At 70.6% G+C, this 19175-nt stretch carries 16 protein-coding genes; 7 read left to right on the top strand and 9 right to left on the bottom strand.

From position 1 onward, the window contains the following. Nucleotides 1–220 precede the first annotated feature (220 nt). Entirely contained in the window at nucleotides 221–1594 is a 1374-nt protein-coding gene (locus tag AC4FS1_RS14000) for an MFS transporter (RefSeq protein WP_491156127.1), read from the top strand. A 16-nt stretch (nucleotides 1595–1610) separates the two neighbouring features. On the opposite strand, the gene AC4FS1_RS13995 is transcribed toward AC4FS1_RS14000, so the two are convergent. From AC4FS1_RS13995 to pheA, 3 genes are read right to left on the bottom strand one after another with little or no spacing between them, the layout of a single operon-like run. Continuing rightward, entirely contained in the window at nucleotides 1611–2063 is a 453-nt protein-coding gene (locus AC4FS1_RS13995; RefSeq protein ID WP_491156125.1) for a MarR family winged helix-turn-helix transcriptional regulator, read from the bottom strand. 31 nt (nucleotides 2064–2094) lie between these two features. After that, a complete protein-coding gene (locus AC4FS1_RS13990) occupies nucleotides 2095–2925 on the bottom strand; it encodes a PhzF family phenazine biosynthesis protein (protein ID WP_491156123.1) in 831 nt (276 codons plus the stop codon). Further along, nucleotides 2925–3887 carry a prephenate dehydratase gene (pheA, locus tag AC4FS1_RS13985; RefSeq protein ID WP_491156121.1) on the bottom strand — a complete coding sequence of 321 codons (963 nt, stop codon included), beginning with the start codon at nucleotides 3885–3887 and terminating at the stop codon, nucleotides 2925–2927. The genes AC4FS1_RS13990 and pheA overlap by 1 nt, the downstream gene beginning before the upstream one ends. 224 nt (nucleotides 3888–4111) lie before the next feature. Here pheA and pgm point away from each other — a divergent pair, with 224 nt between their 5' ends. Continuing rightward, nucleotides 4112–5758 (top strand): phosphoglucomutase (alpha-D-glucose-1,6-bisphosphate-dependent), encoded by a 1647-nt coding sequence (gene pgm, locus AC4FS1_RS13980; protein ID WP_491156119.1) that lies wholly within the window; start codon nucleotides 4112–4114, stop codon nucleotides 5756–5758. 136 nt (nucleotides 5759–5894) lie between these two features. Here pgm and AC4FS1_RS13975 read toward each other — a convergent pair whose 3' ends face one another. Further along, nucleotides 5895–7007: a glycerate kinase gene (locus AC4FS1_RS13975; RefSeq protein ID WP_491156117.1), complete on the bottom strand. Its 1113-nt coding sequence runs from the start codon at nucleotides 7005–7007 to the stop codon at nucleotides 5895–5897. 29 nt (nucleotides 7008–7036) lie between these two features. Next, on the bottom strand, nucleotides 7037–8023 hold the full coding sequence (locus AC4FS1_RS13970; RefSeq protein WP_491156773.1) for a LacI family DNA-binding transcriptional regulator: 987 nt from the start codon (nucleotides 8021–8023) through the stop codon (nucleotides 7037–7039). A gap of 141 nt (nucleotides 8024–8164) precedes the next feature. Between AC4FS1_RS13970 and AC4FS1_RS13965 the strand changes: the two genes are divergently transcribed. Both AC4FS1_RS13965 and AC4FS1_RS13960 read left to right on the top strand, forming a co-directional pair. Then, complete coding sequence (locus AC4FS1_RS13965) at nucleotides 8165–9649, top strand: ABC transporter substrate-binding protein (RefSeq protein WP_491156115.1); 1485 nt, start codon at nucleotides 8165–8167, stop codon at nucleotides 9647–9649. Between the two features lie 55 nt (nucleotides 9650–9704). Then, a complete protein-coding gene (locus tag AC4FS1_RS13960; protein ID WP_491156114.1) occupies nucleotides 9705–11447 on the top strand; it encodes a glycoside hydrolase family 35 protein in 1743 nt (580 codons plus the stop codon). An 18-nt stretch (nucleotides 11448–11465) separates the two neighbouring features. On the opposite strand, the gene AC4FS1_RS13955 is transcribed toward AC4FS1_RS13960, so the two are convergent. Next, nucleotides 11466–12437, bottom strand: a complete 972-nt coding sequence (locus tag AC4FS1_RS13955; RefSeq protein WP_491156112.1) for a LacI family DNA-binding transcriptional regulator — start codon at nucleotides 12435–12437, stop codon at nucleotides 11466–11468. A gap of 66 nt (nucleotides 12438–12503) precedes the next feature. On the opposite strand from AC4FS1_RS13955, the gene galT reads away from it, so the two are divergent. From galT to AC4FS1_RS13940, 3 genes are all read left to right on the top strand, one after another. Then, nucleotides 12504–13679, top strand: a complete 1176-nt coding sequence (gene galT / locus AC4FS1_RS13950) for a galactose-1-phosphate uridylyltransferase (RefSeq protein WP_491156110.1) — start codon at nucleotides 12504–12506, stop codon at nucleotides 13677–13679. After that, entirely contained in the window at nucleotides 13676–14830 is a 1155-nt protein-coding gene (gene galK / locus AC4FS1_RS13945; RefSeq protein WP_491156109.1) for a galactokinase, read from the top strand. Before galT ends, galK begins: the two co-directional genes overlap by 4 nt. 158 nt (nucleotides 14831–14988) lie before the next feature. Next, nucleotides 14989–15966 (top strand): aldo/keto reductase, encoded by a 978-nt coding sequence (locus AC4FS1_RS13940; protein WP_491156107.1) that lies wholly within the window; start codon nucleotides 14989–14991, stop codon nucleotides 15964–15966. A 35-nt stretch (nucleotides 15967–16001) separates the two neighbouring features. Here AC4FS1_RS13940 and AC4FS1_RS13935 read toward each other — a convergent pair whose 3' ends face one another. Genes AC4FS1_RS13935 through AC4FS1_RS13925 form a run of 3 tightly spaced genes read right to left on the bottom strand, consistent with a single transcriptional unit; the run spans nucleotide 16002 to nucleotide 19122 of the window. Continuing rightward, nucleotides 16002–17099, bottom strand: a complete 1098-nt coding sequence (locus AC4FS1_RS13935; RefSeq protein WP_491156105.1) for a zinc-binding dehydrogenase — start codon at nucleotides 17097–17099, stop codon at nucleotides 16002–16004. Between the two features lie 17 nt (nucleotides 17100–17116). Continuing rightward, nucleotides 17117–18097, bottom strand: coding sequence for a DMT family transporter (locus AC4FS1_RS13930; protein WP_491156104.1), 981 nt, complete (start codon nucleotides 18095–18097; stop codon nucleotides 17117–17119). Next, nucleotides 18094–19122, bottom strand: coding sequence for a ketopantoate reductase family protein (locus tag AC4FS1_RS13925; protein ID WP_491156102.1), 1029 nt, complete (start codon nucleotides 19120–19122; stop codon nucleotides 18094–18096). Before AC4FS1_RS13925 ends, AC4FS1_RS13930 begins: the two co-directional genes overlap by 4 nt. Nucleotides 19123–19175 lie beyond the last annotated feature (53 nt).

The following is a 19175-nucleotide window of genomic DNA, read 5'->3' as shown; positions in this document are numbered from 1 at the left end:
CGCGTCGGCTGACCTTCCCGCCCGCGTCGGCTGATCTTCTCTGCCGCGTCGGGCTGGCCGCGGTTTTCGAGGGGATCTCGGAAATCGAGGAGCCCCTCCCCGGTTTCGGCCCTCGATCTGCGAGATCTCCTCGATTTCCGCGCCGCCGCAGCGCGTAATCGGAGGAGCCGTCCCGCGCAACCCTGGGCAGCAGGGGCGGTGGTGGCGTAATCTTCACGGAGTGACCGAAGCGACGGCGCCCTCCAGCCCCACGCGTGCCCCGGTGAGCACCGGACGCGCGATCCTCAACACGATCAAAGGATCGGCGGGAAACCTCGTCGAGTGGTACGACGTCTACGTCTACACGGTGTTCGCGTCGTACTTCGAGGCGCAGTTCTTCGCCGAGGATGACCGGAACTCGACGTTCTACATCTACGCGATCTTCGCCGTCACCTTCATCATGCGCCCGATCGGGTCGTGGTTCTTCGGCCGGTTCGCCGACCGGCGGGGCCGGAAGGCCGCGCTCACGGTCAGCATCACCGTGATGTCCGCCTGCTCCTTCTTCGTCTCGGTGATGCCCACCCGCGAGGCCATCGGGGCCTGGGCGGCGATCATCCTCATCGGAGCCCGGCTCGTGCAGGGCTTCGCGACCGGCGGCGAGTACGGCACCTCCGCCACCTACATGTCCGAAGCGGCCACCGCCCGTCGCCGGGGCTTCTTCTCCTCATTCCAGTACGTGACCCTCATCGGCGGCCACGTGCTGGCGCAGCTCACCCTGCTCATCGTGCTCGCCGTGCTGCCGGTGGAGGCGGTCGAGGACTGGGGATGGCGCATCGGATTCTTCATCGGCGGCATCGCGGCACTCGTGGTCCTGTGGATGCGACGGACGATGGATGAGTCGCTCAGCGAGGAGCACCTTGCGGCCGTCCGCTCGGGCGAAGACCGCGGCGCCGGGTCGCTCAAGACGCTCCTGACGTCGTACTGGCGGCAGCTGGTGTGGGTGTTCCTCGTCACCGCCGGTGGCACGATCGCGTTCTACACCTACAGCGTCAACGCGCCCACGATCGTCAAGACGACATTCGGGGAAGACGCCGCGGTCGCCGCGACCTGGACGAACCTCCTCGGCCTGATCTTCCTCATGCTGCTGCAGCCCCTCGGCGGACTCCTCAGCGACCGGGTCGGCCGAAAGCCGCTGCTGGTGTTCTTCGGGATCGGAGGCGTGCTCTACACGTGGGTACTCATCACGTTCCTGCCGCAGACGCAATCGCCGCTCGTCGCCTTCGCCCTGACCGCCGTGGGCTACGTCATCCTCACCGGCTACACGTCGGTGAACGCGATCGTGAAGGCGGAGGTCTTCCCCGCGGAGGTCCGGGCGCTCGGTGTGGGTCTGGGATACGCCCTGGCGAACTCGGTGTTCGGCGGCACTGCTCCGGCCATCTACCAGGCCTTCCTGGCCGGTGAGAACGTGACGTGGTTCATCGTCTACGTCACCGCCGTGATCGCCGTGAGCCTGACGGTGTACATCTTCTTCATGCGCAACCGCGCCCAGACCGCGCTCGACCGTGAGCAAGGCAGCGCGTGGGCCCCGGAGTACACGGACGCCGCACGCCGCTGACCATCCGGCCGGGCGCCTAGAGCGTGTCTTCGATTTCGCGCAGCGGCTTCTCGACGTCGGTCAGCAGGGCGAGGAACTGCTGACGCTGGCCCTCGCTCAACGACCGCGCCGTCAGGGCCTCGAGCTCGGCCCACGCGGCCTCCACATCCTTCCGCAGCGGGGCGCTGGCGTCTGTGGCCTCGACGACGGTGACGCGCCGATCGGTGGGGGATGGACCGCGGCGAACCAGGCCGGCCTTCTCCAGCCGCCCAATGCTGCGCGTCATCGACGGTGCATCCGTATCGAGGGTGCGGACCAGGTCCGTCATGCGCTGCGGGCCGTGCTCCCACAGGGTCATGAGCACCAGCTCCTGCCCCGGCCGCAGCCCCGTGCGCCGCAGCAGCTTCGCCGCGAGCGACTTGTGCACGCGGGCGAGGCGGAAGATCGCGGAACTCAGGGAACCTGTGGACAGCCGCAGCGGCTCACGCATCCCCACAGCGTAGATCACTGCGATCGAGGCGTCAGAGCGGGGAGGCCGTACCGGACACGGTGATGCCGCCGGCGTCGGGGATGTCAGCGATCAGCAGGCTCGGCCGCCCCACGTGCCGGCCCTGCCGGATCACGATCCGCGCGGGCGTCTCCACCGCGCCCAGCGCCCGAAGGTAGCCCCCGAAGGATGCCGCGGCCGAGCCGGTCGCCGGATCCTCGGTGATGTCGCCCACCGGGAAGAGGTTGCGCGCCTCCCAGGCCGTGTCGGCCACGCGGAGCATCACCGTCACGGTGCCTGACCACCCCTCCGCATCCATCATCGCCCGCCCCGCGGACGGGTCGAACGTGAACGCGTCGAAGACGCCCGCGTCCCGCAGCACCAGGACCGGATTGCGGTTGCCCGCGTAGGCGATACGGGGCGGAAAGGACGGATCGAGGTCTTCCTCCCGCATCCCGAGGAGTTCGAGCAGGGAGGCGAGCACGGCCGGGTCGAACTCCTCGACGCGCGGCTCGACGCTCGTGAACGCCGCCCGGAGCACCCCGTCCGTTCCGGGCGAGGTCTCCAGCGGCACGTCACCGACGGGCGTGCGGAAAGTCAGCGGCCCGGCGCCGTCGCGCGCGGCGAGCGCCACGGCGGTGGCGATCGTCGCATGTCCGCAGAAGGGCACTTCCGCCAGAGGCGAGAAGAACCGGATGCTGCCGTCCTGGCTGAGGAAAGCGGTCTCGCTGAACCCGACCTCGGCCGCTATGCGCTGCATCTCGGACGGGCCGAAATCGTCCGCATCCAGCACCACACCCGCGGGGTTGCCGCCGCCCGGCCGATCGGGGTCGGTGAAGGCTGCGTAGCGCAGGACCTCCGGCATCAGACGCCGGGCTCCCCACTGACCAGGCCGCGCACCCAGTCCCGCGCCTCGACGAACACGTCGTCGGAGTAGCGCGGGGGATAGCGGACGATCGCTCGGTCGGCGCGCGCGTACGACCCGAGGTAGATAACCTTCGGGCTGAAGCGGCGGAGACCGAGGAGGGCGTCCGCCATCCGCTCGTCCTGAATGTGCCCGTCGGCGTCGATGACGAAGCGGTATCGCCCGAGGGCGTCGCCGATGGGCCTCGACGCGAGCAGGCTCAGGTTGATGCCGCGGGTGGCGAACTGCTCGAGCAGCTCGAGGAGGGCGCCCGGGTGGTCTTCGGGCAGCTCCACGATGAGGGACGTCTTGTCCGCGCCCGTCGGCGGAGCCGGTGCCACCGTGCGGCTGACCAGGACGAACCGCGTCACGGCGTTCGGGTTGTCGCCGATCCCCTCTGCCAGGACGGCGAGGTCGTGGTGCGCGATGATGCCGGGCGCGGCGATCGCCGCATCCGCATCGGAGCTGCCATCCAGCATCCCCAGCGCGCTGGCGATGTTGCTGGCCGCGGGGATGTGCGCGTGGGCGGGGAGGGTCGCGGTGAGCCACTGCAGGCACTGTGCGTAGGCCACGGGATGCGCCGCGACGAGCGACACGTCTTCCATGCGCGTTCCCGGCCGGCCGACGAGCACGAAGTTCACCGGCACGAGGTACTCCCCCACGATGCGAAGGCCCGGCATCGTCGCCAGCGCATCCTGCGCGGTGGAGACCCCGCCGTCGACGGAGTTCTCGATCGCGATCATCGCCGCATCCGACCGCCCCTCGACCACGTCGGCGAGCGCTTCTCCGACGTTGCGCACCGAGCGCCAGATCTGGTCGCGGGCTTCGGGCACCTGCGCGAGGGCTGCCTCGGTGAAGGTTCCCGCCGGACCCAGGTAGCTGTACGTACGACGGGCAGGCGGGTTCTCGTGCTCGGGCGTCACGGCGATCAGCCTAGACCCGCCCGCTATGCCGTCCCGCCCGCTCGCCGCGTCCGCTCGCCCCGCGCGCTCGCCGAGAAACGACGTTCCGGACGAGAAACGGCGCGACGCGTCCTGTCTCGCCCGGGATGTCGTTTCTCGCTCGGCGCGTGCGTGCCGCCTGACAGAAGCCGACGGATCGTGTCAAACCAGTGCCGCCAGAGGCGACCGCGCGGCAGACTGGTGCCATGAGCAGTCGCGCAGGACTTCCCGCCGAAGCATCCGATCTCATCGACATCGACGAGCTGATCGCGGCGTATTACGACCGCAAACCGGATGCGTCGATCCCCGAGCAACGCGTCGCCTTCGGCACGAGCGGCCACCGCGGCTCGTCGCTGTCGACGAGCTTCAACGAAGACCACATCCTCGCCACCACGCAGGCCATCATCGACTACCGAGCGGCGCAGGGCATCACCGGTCCCCTGTTCCTCGGCCGCGACACGCACGGACTGTCTCTCCCGGCGGAGCGCACCGCGATCGAGGTGCTCGTCGCCAACGACGTGGACGTGCGGGTGGATGCGCGCGACTCGTGGGTGCCGACGCCCGCCCTGAGCCACGCCATCCTCACCTACAACCGGGGCCGGGCGCTCGATGACCCCGGCCGCTCGGACGGCATCGTCGTCACCCCGAGCCACAACCCGCCCCGCGACGGGGGCTTCAAGTACAACCCCCCGCACGGCGGCCCCGCCGACACCGATGCCACCGGCTGGATCGCGGACCGCGCGAACGAGCTCATCGCCGCGGGGCTGGACGGGGTGCGGCGCACCCGGTACGCCGACCTCGACGCGGGAACCCTCGGCGAGTACGACTTCCGCGACGCCTACGTGCGCGATCTCGCGACCATCATCGACATCGACGCCATCAAGCGCGCCGGGGTGAGGATAGGCGCTGACCCCCTGGGCGGCGCATCCGTGGAGTACTGGTCGCTCATCGCCGAGGTGTACGAGCTCGACCTCACCGTCGTGAACCCCGACGTCGACCCGACGTGGCGGTTCATGACGCTGGACTGGGACGAGAAGATCCGGATGGACCCTTCGTCGCCCTCCGCGATGGCTTCGCTCGTCGCGCGCCGGGACGAGTACGACATCCTCACCGGCAACGACGCCGACGCCGACCGCCACGGCATCGTGACGCCCGACGCCGGGCTCATGAACCCGAACCACTATCTCGCCGTCGCGATCGACTACCTCTTCGCACACCGGCCGGGCTGGCCCGCGGATGCTGCGGTGGGGAAGACGCTCGTCTCGTCGATGATCATCGACAAGGTCGCCGCATCCCTCGGCCGGACGCTCCTCGAGGTGCCGGTCGGGTTCAAGTGGTTCGTGCCGGGGCTGCTCGATGGCTCGGTCGCCTTCGGCGGCGAAGAGTCCGCGGGCGCCTCGTTCCTGCGGACCGACGGCTCGGTGTGGACGACCGACAAGGACGGGATCCTCCTGTGCCTGCTGGCGGCGGAGATCCTCGCGGTGACGGGGAAGACCCCCTCGCAGCGTTATGCCGAGCTGGAGGCCGAATTCGGGGCATCCGCCTACCAGCGCGTCGATGCTCCGGCGACCCCCGCGCAGAAGGCTCAGCTGGCGAAGCTGTCGCCGGATGCGGTGACAGCGACCGAGCTCGCGGGCGAGCCGATCACGGCCAAGCTCTCGCACGCCCCCGGCAACGGCGCGGCGATCGGCGGGCTCAAGGTGCAGACCGCCGATGCGTGGTTCGCTGCCCGCCCCTCGGGCACGGAGGACGTGTACAAGCTCTACGCCGAGAGCCTCCGGGGTGAGGAGCACCTCCGCGAGGTGCAGGCCGAGGCCCGCGCGGTGGTCTCCGCCGCGCTCGGCGACGCCTAGCCCGCGCGCCACGCGAGGCGCGCCACGCGAGTGCACGACTTCCTATCGAACGAACGGCCTACCTGCGCCGAGAAGCCGTGCGATCGGCAGGAACCCGTGCACTCGGCGGATGAGGCGGCTCGGCGGCGGCGCCGGGTCAGGGCAGCAGGGTGCGGGCGAGGCGGCTCCCGGCCTCGCGGAGCCAGCGAAGCGGGTCGCCCATCGCGGCCGTGGATGATCCGGCCAGGTCGGTGAGCGAGACGGATGCGGCGAACACCGCGGTGTCGGCATCCGGCGCGATGCGTCCCGCGACGAGACCCACGTTTCGCGAGGGCACGAGGCCGGCGACATACGCGGGTACCTTGCCGGCGGCGGACTGCACGTCGTAGGAGCCTTCCCCGGTGACGACCGCGTCGGCGGATGCGGCGGCCGCGGGCAGCCCGATGAGCTCCGCCACCTCGCGGGCGCCGGGCACCAGGCGCGCGCCCCACGCGGCGAGTGCCCATCCGGTGCCCCCGGCGGCACCGGCACCCGGCAGTTCCGGGTCGATGGACGGGATGAGCGCGGCGAGCCGGGCGAGCCCCGCCTCGGCGCGCGCGATCCCGTCGGCGTCGAGGCCCTTCTGCGGGCCGAAGACCGCGGCGGCCCCGGAAGCGCCGAGGAGCGGATTGGTCACATCAGTGAGGACGACGACTCCGCCCGGCGGCAGCGGCCGGAGGCCTGAGGGGTCAGCGCTCGCGACGACTCCGAGCCCGGCGACCCCCGCGAGGATCTCCGAGCCCGCGGCATCCCGGAATCGCGCACCCAGCGCCGTGAGCAGCCCGACCCCACCGTCCGTCGAGGCGCTGGACCCGATCCCCAGCACGAGGCGCGAAACCCCCGTCGTGAGTGCGGCGGCCACGGCCTGACCGAAGCCGAGGGTTGATGCCGTCTCGGGGAGGCGCCGGTCACCGAGCAGCTCGATCCCCGAGGTCGAGGCGAGCTCGACGACGGCGGTGCCCAGAGGGGCGTCGCGCGTGGGCGGAAGGAGGAGCCAGGATGCGAGCACCGGCGATCCATCCGGGCCGGAAACGGTGACGGGGATGCGTTCGGCGCCAGGAACGGCCGTCGCGATCGCGTCGATCGTGCCCTCCCCGCCGTCGGCCATCGGCCGGAGCACGAGGTCGTCGTGCGGACGTGCGCTGCGCCAGCCCTCCCCCAGAACCTGCGCCGCAGTGGCTGCCGGCACCGTGCCCTTGAAGCTGTCCGGTGCGAGGACGACGCGCGTCATGGCCTCGATGCTATGCGGGATGCGGCGCCTCAGACCGCGCGGCGCCCGGAGCTCGCCCGCACCACGAGTTCCGTGGGGATCAGCGTGCGCTCATCTTCCGGGGGCTGTCCGTCCAGCTCGGCCAGGAGGGCTCGGATCGCCCCTGCTCCGACGCGGTCGAAGTGCTGGCGCACGGTGGTGAGCGGTGGCCAGTAGTTGGCCGCCTCGGGCATGTCGTCGAACCCGACGACGCTCACCTCCGCGGGTATCGCCCGACCGGCCTCGTGCAGCGCGCGCACGACTCCGAGCGCCATCTGGTCGTTGGCGGCGAACACGGCGGTCGCTTCCGCCACCCCAGCGAGGCGTCGCCCGATCCGGTGGCCGGAATCGGCCGTCCAATCCCCCACCTCCACCTCTGGCACGGAGGATCCGCGGGCTTCGAGAGTTTCCCGCCAGGCTTGTCGCCGCCGCTCGGCTGCGAACGACTCCAGGGGACCGGAGACATGCCACACCGTCGCGTGCCCGAGGTCGAGGAGATGCTCGGTAGCCAACCGCGCGCCCAGCGCCTGGTCGTTGTCGACGACGGGATACGCGTACGTGGCGCTGGAGTCGACCACCACGACCGGAAGCCCGGAGGGCAGCGCGAGTTCCGCCTCACCCAGGCGGTGGCGTTCGATGAGGATGACGACACCGTCCACGGCGTGCTCTCGCAGCCGCACGAACGCCCCGGAGACGTCGGACTGCGTCGCTGTGTCGACGGTGATCAGCGTGATCGAGTAGCCGGCTGCCGCCGCGACCGACGCCACTGCATCCAGCGTCCGGCTGTTGCCGTAGCTGGCGAGCGAGAACATGATGACACCGATGCTGCGGAAGCGCCCCGACCGCAGTGCCCTCGCGGCGCTGTTGGGCCGATACCCCAACCGTTCCATGGCTTCGAGCACGCGCGAGCGCGTCACCGGATCGACGTTGGCGCGATCGTTCGCCACTCGCGAGACCGTCTGCCCCGAGACGCCTGCCGCTTCTGCGACGTCGGCCATCGAGACTTCGCGACGCGGTCGCGCGCGCGCAGCAGAGTCGGGTGTGTCGGTATCCGTCACGCGCGCCCCCTGGGATGTTGACGTTGACATGTTAGCGTGACCGCGCGTATGTTGACGTAAACATCGGCCGCGCTCCGCTGCGTGGCCTGCTCAGGGAAGAGGCTTCGGTGCGATGACGACCACGGCGGCACCCCCCACGGTGACACGCGCGAGCACCGGCAGTTCACCCCGCCGCCGACGCCTGCGCGTCGACGATCGCGGCTGGTTGTTCGTCGCACCGTTCGCCGTCGTTTTCGCGCTGGTGTTCCTCGCTCCGCTCGCGTACTCGTTGTATCTCAGCGTCTTCCGCGAGCAGCTGATCGGCGGCAACGCCTTCGTCGGCTTCGACAACTACATCGCCGCCTTCACGGATGCGAAGTTCTGGGACGGCTTCAGGGCGGTGAGATCACGTACTGGTCGTGGACGCCGTCGGCGGAGGCACAGGTCGCGGCGTTCGAGAAGGCGTACCCGGAGGTCACCGTCAACCTCGTCAACGCGGGCACCAACACCGAGGAATACACGAAGCTGCAGAATGCCATCAAGGCGGGCTCCGGTGCCCCCGATGTCGTGCAGATCGAGTACTACGCCTTCCCGCAGTTCGCTCTGACGGACGCCCTGCTCGATCTGGCGCCGTATGGGTTCGACGAGCTGGAAGACGACTACACCGCATCGACGTGGGGGTCGGTGGACTTCGACGGCAAGATCTACGGCCTTCCCCAGGACTCGGGCCCCATGGCGCTCTTCTACAACCAGGCCGTCTTCGACCAGTTCGGCCTGACCGTGCCCGCCACGTGGGACGAGTACATCGCCACCGCGCAGCAGCTCACGGCGGCCGACCCGACGAAGCACATCACCTCCGACACCGGCGACGCGGGCTTCACCACCAGCATGATCTGGCAGGCCGGCGGTCACCCCTTCGAGGTGGACGGGACCGACGTGACGATCGACATCGCCGACGAGGGGTCGAAGAAGTGGGCCGACACGTGGAACCAGCTCGTCGAGAACGATCTGCTCTCCGACACCCCCGGCTGGACCGACGAGTGGTACCAGGGCCTCGGTGACGGCTCGATCGCAACACTCATCACCGGCGCATGGATGCCCGGTGTTCTCGAATCGTCGGTTCCGGATGCTGCGGGCGACTGGCGTGTCGCGCCGATCCCCACGTACGACGGCACCGCCGTCAGTGCCGAGAACGGCGGCGGCGGACAGGCGGTGACGAAGCAGAGCAAGAACCCGGCGTTGGCTGCGGCGTTCCTGAAGTGGCTCAACAACGACGACGAGAGCCTGGCCATCTTCGCCGAGAGCGGCGGGTTCCCCTCCACCGTCGGACAGCTGGAGTCGGAGGACTTCCTGAGCCTGGAGTCGGAGTACTTCGGGGGGCAGAAGATCAACGAGGTCCTCACCGCCGCCGCCGGCGACGTGCGCGAGGGATGGAGCTACCTGCCCTACCAGGTGTACGCCAACAGCATCTACGGCGACACCGTCGGGCAGGCCTACGCGAATCACAGCGACCTGAACGAAGGGCTCGCCGCCTGGCAGGAGCAGCTGATCCAGTACGGCAACGACCAGGGCTTCACTGTCGAGTGACGCCTCGTGCGGGGCGGGCCGCCGGCTCGCCCCGCACCCCGAACCGAAAGGCACCGTGACCACCTTCACTCTCGGCGACACCGACTTCCTGCTCGACGGCGCCCCGCACCGCATCCTCTCCGGAGCGCTGCACTACTTCCGCGTGCATCCGGACGCGTGGGAAGACCGCATCCACACCGCGCGACTGATGGGGCTCAACACCATCGAGACATACGTGGCGTGGAATGCCCATGAACCGGTGCACGGCGAGTGGGATGCGACGGGGTGGAACGACCTCGGACGGTTCCTCGACCTGATCGCAGCGGAGGGCATGCACGCGATCGTGCGGCCCGGTCCCTACATCTGCGCCGAATGGCACAACGGGGGACTTCCGGTCTGGCTCACCGGGATGCCGGGCATCGGTGTGCGGCGGTCCGATCCGCGGTATCTCGACGAGGTGACGACCTACCTGCGACGCGTTTACGACATCGTCGCGCCGCGGCAGATCGACCGTGGCGGCCCGGTCGTGCTGGTGCAGATCGAGAACGAATACGGCGCGTACGGCAGCGACAAAGAGTACCTTCGCACTCTGGTCGATCTGACCCGGGAGTGCAGCATCACCGTGCCGCTGACGACCGTCGACCAGCCCGAACCCGACATGCTGCGCGACGGCAGCCTGCCTGAGCTCTTGGCCACCGGGTCGTTCGGTTCTCGGGTGGACGAGCGGCTCGCCACTCTGCGCGCTCATCAGCAGACCGGGCCGCTCATGTGCTCGGAGTTCTGGGACGGCTGGTTCGACTGGTGGGGAGGCGTGCATCACACGACGGATGCTGCCGCCTCGGCCGCCGAGCTCGATGCGCTGCTGGCGGCGGGCGCCTCCGTGAGCGTGTACATGGTGCACGGGGGGACGAACTTCGCCACAACCAACGGCGCGAACGACAAGGGCCGGTATGCGCCCACGGTCACCTCCTACGACTACGACGCGCCCGTCGATGAGGCCGGCTACCCGACGGAGAAGTTCTTTGCGTTCCGTGAGGTTCTCGCGAAGTACGCACCGGTGCCCGACGAGGTCCCCCCGTCACGGCCCGCCGCACCCGTGCTCACCATGCCGCTGACCGCCACCGGCGAGTGGGCGTCCGCCGCATCCGCCGCCCTCACCGATGCCCCGGCGTCGTTCGAGAGCCTCGGGCAGCTCGGCCCCCTCGTTCGCTACGACGTGACGCTCGCCGACGGCGCGTTCGCCGGGGATGCCGGCACGCTCAGCATCGGTGAAGTACGGGACATGGCGTGGGTGGCGGTGGACGACGCACCTGCCGGCCGGCTGTCGCGCGCTCTCCATGAGCGTTCGATCAGGGTGCCACGGGGTCGGACACTCACCATCGTCGTGGAGGATCAGGGGCGGGTGAACTACGGTCCCCGGCTCGGCGAGGAGAAGGGGATCCACGGCCCGGTGACCCTTGACGCTGCGCCGGTGACGGGGTGGCGAGCCACGCCGGTCGATCTCGTCGCCGCCGTGCGGCAGGTCTTGCACGCGGCCCCCGGCGACGGATCGGGCCGGGCGGGATGGCGCGGCACATTCACGCTCGACACCCCCACCGACCTTTTCCTCGACGTGGCTGCGTGGGGCAAGGGCTACGCCTTCGTCAACGGCTTCTTCCTCGGCCGATACTGGCGCAACGGCCCGCAGCGCACGCTGTACGTCCCCGCTCCGGTCGCGCGCGCGGGCGTGAACGAGCTGGTCGTGCTCGAGCTCGAGGGCTTCTCCGAGCCGGTCGCGCGCTTCGTCGCGGAGCCCGAGCTGGGTCACCAACACGAATAGGGCCGCTTCGCGCCGGCGTCACCCCGGAGCTGAACTCGCCCGCACCACGAGTTCCGGGGGGATGCTGGTCGCGCCGGGCGCAGCGCCGTCCTCGATCATCGCCACCAGTGCGTCGACCGCGCGCTTCCCGAGGACGTCGAAGTCCTGCCGCACGGTGGTCAGCGGGGGGCGGTATTGCGCGGCATCCACGACGTCATCGAAACCCACCACGGCGATGTCTTCCGGGATGCGGCGTCCGGCGTCCGCGAACGCGCGGAGCGCACCGAGAGCCATCTGATCGTTCGCGACGAACACCGCGGTCGCGTCGGTGAAGTCGGCCCCCACCGCGTAGCCGGAAGCCGAGGTCCAGTCGCCCCGCACCACCGGCGGAGCGCCTTTCCCGGCCGCCACCAGCTCGGCACGCCACCCGCGCTCCCGCTCGGCGGCGGCGTAGGAATCCGCGGGACCGGCGAGATGGTGCACCGTGCCATGCCCTTGCCCGAGAAGGTGCCGGACGGCGATCCGGGCCCCGTCGGCGTGGTCGGTCTGGACGACGGCGAACCGGTCGTCCTGCGGCGAATCGACCACGACCACGCACAGCCCCGCGGCGGGGTCGGACTCCCGCAGCAGTGTCGTGGCCTCGTTGAGGACGATCGCCCCGTCCGCGCCCTGGTCGCGAAGGAGGGCGAATGCGTCGGACACCGTCCGTGCGGCGGCGAGCGTCACAACGGTCAAGGCGTAGTCGCGCTGAGCGGCGACCTCGGCGATCGCCTCCAGCATCCGAGAGTTTCCGACCGACGCGAGGGAGGAGACGACGAGGCCGATCGTGCGGGTGCGGCCCGTGCGCAGAGCCCGCGCGGCGCGATGCATCCGGTACCCGAGCGTCGCCATGGCCGACTCGACGCGGGCGCGCGTGGACGGGTCCACGCGCGGGCTGCCGTTCACGACCCGCGATACGGTCTGCGCTGAGACGCCCGCGTGGGCGGCGACATCGGCCATGGAAACCGGCATCCGCACCCCCTCGGTGCTCTCACGAGACGTGTTGACGATAACATGCCCGGCGGCTAGCGTCATAACGTGAACACATCTGCCCTGGCGGAGACGACGCTCGGCGCCGGAGTCGTCAAGCGTCCCACACGGCTCGCCGACGGCCGCGAGCTCATCTACTACGACGATCCCGGTACGGGCCTCGGGCCGGATCGCTCGATCGACGCGCGTGTACTCGACCCGCGCCCGGGCACGGCGACCATGCGGCAGGACGTGCTCACCGGCGACTGGATCTCGATCGCCGCCGCGCGCCAGAACCGCGCGTTCCTCCCCCCTGCGCACCTCGACCCGCTCGCGCCGCAGACGCCGACCAATCCGTCGGAGATCCCCGACCGGTACGACGTCGCGGTCTTCGAGAACCGCTCGCCGTCCTTCGGGCCCGCGCTCGCCCGGGCGACCGGCGACGCACCCGAAGGCGACGACCCACCCCGAGGGCTCGACGACCTGACATCCCTCGGTCTCGGACGCTCGCGCACGTCGGTCGGGCGGTGCGAGGTCGTGTGCTTCAGTCCCGAGCACTCCGGCTCGTTCGGCACGCTCACCCGCACCCGCGCCCGTACCGTGATCGAGGCGTGGGCCGACCGCACCGCCGCACTCTCGGCGCTTCCGGGCGTGGAGCAGGTCTTCCCGTTCGAGAACCGCGGTGAGGCGATCGGCGTCACGCTGGCGCATCCGCACGGCCAGATCTACGCCTACCCCTACGTCACGCCGCGGACGCAGCGGATGCTGGATGCTGCGGCGCGCACGTCGAGCGACCTGTTCGCGCGCATCCTGGATTTCGAGTCGGACTCCGACCGTGTCGTGATGTCGGGCGAGCACTGGACGGCATTCGTGCCGTTCGCCGCGCGCTGGCCGATCGAGGTGCACCTGGTCCCGCACCGGCACGTGCCCGACTTTGCCGCCACCGACGAGGCTGAGCGCGAGGAACTCGCACCCCTCTATCTGCGGCTGCTGCGTGCGATCGATGCGCTGTACGGCTCCCCCACGCCCTACATCGCGGCGTGGCACCAGGCGCCCGTGCGCGCCGGCCGCGATGCCGTCCGCCTCCATTTGCAGCTCACCTCGCCCCGCCGGGCCGCGGACAAGCTGAAGTATCTCGCCGGGTCGGAGTCGGCCATGGGTGCGTGGATCGCCGACATCCCGCCCGAGACCCAGGCCGCGCGGCTGCGCGAGGCCCTCGCGACCGTCCCCGAGGAGCTCGCATGACCGCCGCATCCGACCTGCTCGCCTCGATCACCGATCGCGCCTCGGCCGGGGAATGGTCGGCGCCGGGCCGGGTCAATCTCATCGGCGAGCACACCGACTACAACGAGGGGTTCGTGCTGCCGTTCGCGATCGAGCACCGCACCTCGGCCGCCGTGGCCCTGCGTGAGGACGACCTGGTGCGCGTCTCCACGACCTTCACCGAGGGCGTCGCCGAGGTTCCCCTCGCCGACCTGGACGACGCCATCGCCGGCGGCGATCTGGACTGGGCTGCCTATCCGCTCGGCGTCGCGTGGGCGCTGCGCGCTGCGGCCCCGTCCGCAAAGCCCCGTGGCGTCGACATGGCGATCGCCTCCGACGTCCCGGTGGGCGCCGGCCTCTCGTCATCCGCTGCCATCGAGAGCGCGGTCGCCTGCGCCCTCGACGACGTATGGGCGGGGGGCCTCAGCCGCGTCGCCCTCGCGAGCGTGGGGCGCACCGCCGAGAACGACGCGGTCGGGGCGCCCACGGGCATCATGGACCAGATGGCGTCGATGCTCGGCGAGGCCGATGCGGCGACCTTCCTGGACTGTCGCACGCTCGAGACCCGCTCGGTCGACCTGGCGTTCGCCCGCGAGGGGCTGGAGATCCTCGTGATCGACACGCTCGTCACCCACGCGCATTCCTCCGGCGGATACCGCGAGCGCCGCGAGTCGTGCGAGGCCGGGGCACGTGCGATGGGCGTTCCGGCGTTGCGCGACGTGACGGTGGCCGACCTGCCGCGCGCGCAGGAACTCATGGACGATGTGACCTTCCGGCGGGTCCGGCACATCGTGACCGAGAACCAGCGGGTACTCGACACGGTCGCCACGCTGGATGCTGAGGGCCCGCGGGCGATCGGCGACCTGCTGACCGCATCCCACGTCTCCATGCGCGACGACTTCGAGATCTCCGTTCCCGAACTCGACCTCGCGGTGGAGACAGCTCTGGTTGCCGGCGCCCTGGGTGCCCGGATGACCGGCGGCGGCTTCGGCGGCGCCGCGATCGCCCTGCTCGATTCCGATCGCGTCGATGCCGCCGCATCCGCCGTCGCCGACGCCTTCGCGGCCGCGGGCTTCCGCGCCCCCCGCACGTTCACCGTGCGCCCCTCCCCCGGCGCCCGCCGCGACGCCTGACCCCGCCCGCCCGCCCGCCCCCGCCCGCGAGAAACGACGATCCGGACGAGACGGGACGCGCTGCGCCGTTTCTCGTCCGGATCGTCGTTTCTCGGGGAGAGCGCGGGGAGTGCGCGGGCGGGTCGACTGCGGATTGTCGGACAGGCATACTGGACGGCATGGACTACGTACGGCTGGGACGCAGCGGCCTCGAAGTGTCACCCCTCGCGGTCGGCTCGATGAGCTTCGGAGAGCCGGAGCGCGGAACGCACCCGTGGACGCTCCCCGAGGAACGCAGCCGCGAACTCATCGCGCATGCCCTCGAGCTCGGCCTGACGTTCTTCGACACCGCGAACGTGTACTCCGACGGCTCGGGCGAGGAGATCCTCGGTCGGGCGCTCCGCGACATGGCGAACCGCGACGAGATCGTGCTGGCGACGAAGGTGCACGGCGTCATGGGCTCCGGCCCCAACCGTCGCGGACTGTCGCGGAAGGCCATCGTGCAGGAGGTCGATGCGAGCCTCCGGCGGCTCGGCACCGACCGCGTCGACCTGCTCCAGATCCACCGTTTCGATCCGGACGTGCCGCTGGAGGAGACGCTGGTCGCCCTCGACGACGTGGTGCGGGCCGGCAAGGCGCTGTACCTCGGCGCTTCCTCGATGCGCACGTGGCAGTTCGTGGAGGCGCGTGAGCGGCAGCGCGAGCTCGGCCTCGCGCCCTTCATCTCGATGCAGAACCAGTACAGTCTCATCTACCGCGAGGATGAGCGCGACCTGCTCCCCTACTGCGCGCACGCCGGCGTCGGGGTCGTGCCGTGGAGCCCGCTCGCCCGGGGCAAGCTCACCCGGCCGTGGGGGGCCGAGACCCGCCGCACGGAGACCGACCTCGTCGCCCAAGCCAACTATCGGCAGGCGGTCGACTCCGACCACGCAATCGTCGACGAGGTGCAGGCCATCGCGGCCGAACGCGACGTGCCGATGGCGCACGTGGCGCTCGCGTGGCTGCGGCAGCAGCCCGCGGTCACGGCACCGATCGTGGGCGCCACCGACGAGCGTCACCTGCGGGATGCGGTCGCCGCCCTTGACCTCGTGCTGGATGACAGCGAGATCGCGCGGCTCACCGCGCCCTACCGGCCGCGGCTTCCCGAGCAGTACTGAGGCGCCGCTGCCGAGCGGGGCAACCCGCCGCGCCCCTACGGGGTGACGATCGGTGTGAGTTCGCGACGGTCGCGGGATGCGGCGAGCGTATCGGCCATCGCGGACAGGGGCCGGATGCCGCCGATCAGCGCCTGCGGGTCGACGCGGCCGTCGGCCATCCACGGCAGGAACTGCGCCATGTCACGCGTCATGTCCAGCCGACCGCTCTGCGAGCTGCGCACATCACGGCCCCGGAGCGCCAGGTCGAACAGCGGGAAATCGACCGACGTGTGACGGGTCACGTACGAGGTCAGCGTCACGATCCCTCCCAGCCGGGAGAGGGCGAAGGCGTCCCGCACCGATGCGGTCGTGCCGCCCGCGTCCAGTCCGTGGTCGGCTCCGCGCCCACCGGTGGCTGCGCGCACCCGCTCGGCGACGTCATCCGTCGCGGGATCGAGGGTGAGGGTCGCACCCAGGCGTGCCGCCAGTTCCCGCCGCTCCGCGAGAGGCTCGACGGCGATGATCTCGCCGGCGCCCACCGCGCGCGCGGCCTGCACCATCCACAGCCCGACCTGCCCGCATCCGATCACGACCACCGACTCGCCCGGCGCCACCCGCGCCACGTTGACCACGGCGCCCATGCCCGACACGACGCCGCATCCGAACATCGCCAGCCACTCATCCGGCAGGTCGCTGTCGGTGGGGAAGACCTGGATGTCGCGGATCACCGTGCACTCCGCGTAGGTCGCCGCGGCACCGGGGCCTCGTACCGTCCGGCCGTCCTCGAGCGTTCCGATCGCGGGAGCGGGCGCGAACAGCTCGGCGCACTGGTCGATACGCCCGCGGGTGCACCAGAAGCACCGCCCGCATTCCGGGGTGGCCGTGATCAGCACGCGGGTTCCGGGCCGGTGGCGCGCTTCTGCGCCGGCGTGCGTGATCGTCCCGACCGCCGCATGCCCGAGCACGGCGGGGTACAGCCCGCCCTCGGCGAGCCCCGCATCCCCTCGTAGGGAGATCCAGTCGCTGTAGCAGAAGGCGCTGGCGGCCAGCTCGACGACCACATCGGCGGTCCCGGGGTCGCGCAGTTGCACGGTCTCGACCGAGAACTCCGAAACACCCTCATACGCGACGGCGGCGACGGTGGGTATCGGCATGTCGAGCTCCTCGGGGATCAGGGAAGCGGGTCGGGGGTGGCCGCGCCCATCCGCGACGTACCGACCTGCGGGGCGCGCCGCGAGAGCGATCCGAGACCCGCCAGACCCACCGCGGCCACGGCCAGCGCGGCAGCGATCACCGACGCGGGGGTGAGGCCGACAGCATCCACCGGTGCCAGGAAGTCCACCGCGATGGACCCGAGAGCCTGCCCGGCCGCGATGCACAGCATCAGGCTGAGCACCCCGATGGCGCGGACGGCGAGCGCGGAGGCGACGCCGATCACAGCGCCGAGTGCCCCGCCCAGGGGCGCCCACCACGGGATGGCGCCGAAGTCGAGCGGTTCGACCGCCATCGACACCAGCAGAGCGGTGCCGATGAACAGCGCCGAGACACCGAAGTTGATGACGGACATGACGGAGAACTCCCCCGTCACCTCGATGATCCACGCGTTGGCTGCCTGCTGGATGGCGATGATCGCCCCGGCGACGACGACGATCACGATGACGAAGAGGTTGCCGATCTCGAACCGCCCGAAGGCGCCCACCGCGACAGCCACGACGGCCACCCCGATTCCGCCCAGGCGGAACGGGCTCAGCGCCCGTTTGCCACCCGGACCGAGGCTCCACGAGTCGGCCGCGATGGAACCGGCGAGCTGGCCGAGCGTCACGGCGACGCCCACCGCGACGACCCCTACGTCCGGGGTGACGGCGATGATCGCGAGGACGGCGGCGAACCCCATCACGCCCCCGAGGAACCACCACCACCGGACCTCGCTCCGTCGCCGCCGCAGCGAGCGGGCCGCCCGGGGGAACGCGCCCAGGGCGAGCGCCACGATGAGAGCGAGCGCGAGCGCGCTGCCGTGGTTGATCGCGGTCGCCAGGACCGGCGATCCCACGATCACGCTGGTGTGCCCGTTGATGGAGGTCTGCACCGACACCGCCGCGCCGGCGGCCAGCGCCGCGGCAGTGGCCACGAGCGCACCGCGACGGGTCGTCACCGTGCTGCGCCGAGCATCTCCGCGAGCAGGCTCGGATCAGGCTGGAGGCCTTCCCGCTCGATGCGGTGGGCGAGGCGCACGACGGCGTCGTTCACGGGGGTCGCGATCCCCAGCCGCCGTCCCTCTGCGGCGACGTGGCCGTTCAAGTCATCGACCTCGGAGTGCCGGCCCTTCGTCCAGTCCTGCAGCACGGTCGTCGTCGCGCCGGGCACGACGAAGCCCGCGAAGAGCTTGTCGGTCATGATGTCCACGACCGTGGCGGGGTCGGCGACCTCCTCGGGGGTCAATCCGAAGATCGGAAGGACGGGGTGACCCAGCGCCCTGCCCACCTCGAGGGCTTCGTTCCCGGCGGCGACCATGACCTCCCGGTACCCCGGAGTGTTCAGGGCATCCAGCATCGGCAGGCCGAGGACCGCGGACGTCACCAGGAGCGTCGAGTTGCTGACCAGCTTCATCCACTTGGCCGCTTCGATGTTCTCCATCATCGCCACGGTGCCCGCGTGCCGCAGCAGGTCGGCGATCTCCCCCGCACGATCAGCCGGACCGCCGGGCAGGGCACCGACGGCGAACCAGGAGCGCGAAACCGGGGTGTGGCGATGCACGACCCCCGGTTCGCTCATGGTCGCAGAGCACTCGATGACCGCGCCCATGGTGCGAGCGCTCCCGACCGCCTCTTCCACCGTGCGCGCGGTCATCCCGTTCTGCACACCCACCATCAGGCCGTCATCAGCCAGGTAGGGGGCGACCAGTCGAGCGGCCCACGGCGAGTCGTACGCCTTCATCAGCATCAGCACGATGTCGAACGGCTGCGTCAGCTCGGCCACTTCGCACAGGTTGATCACATGCGGCCGGACATGGAGGTCACCGTCGGGCGAGAGCACGTGCACGCCGTCGGCGCGCATCGCCTCGACGTGTACCGGCCACTGCTCGATGAGGGTGACATCGTGCCCGGCGGCGATGAGGTCGGCCCCGACAGAGGCTCCATTCGCCCCGGCTCCGAGCACGGCGATTCGTGGACGGCTCATGCCGACTCCTTCCCACGCTGGACAGCCTCACTTTACAACAGCCGTTCGACCGA

The organism is Microbacterium sp. Z12_35, from assembly GCF_058310475.1.
The sequence above is the reverse complement of the archived record's forward strand: the minus strand, read 5'-3'. Positions and strand labels throughout refer to the sequence as shown.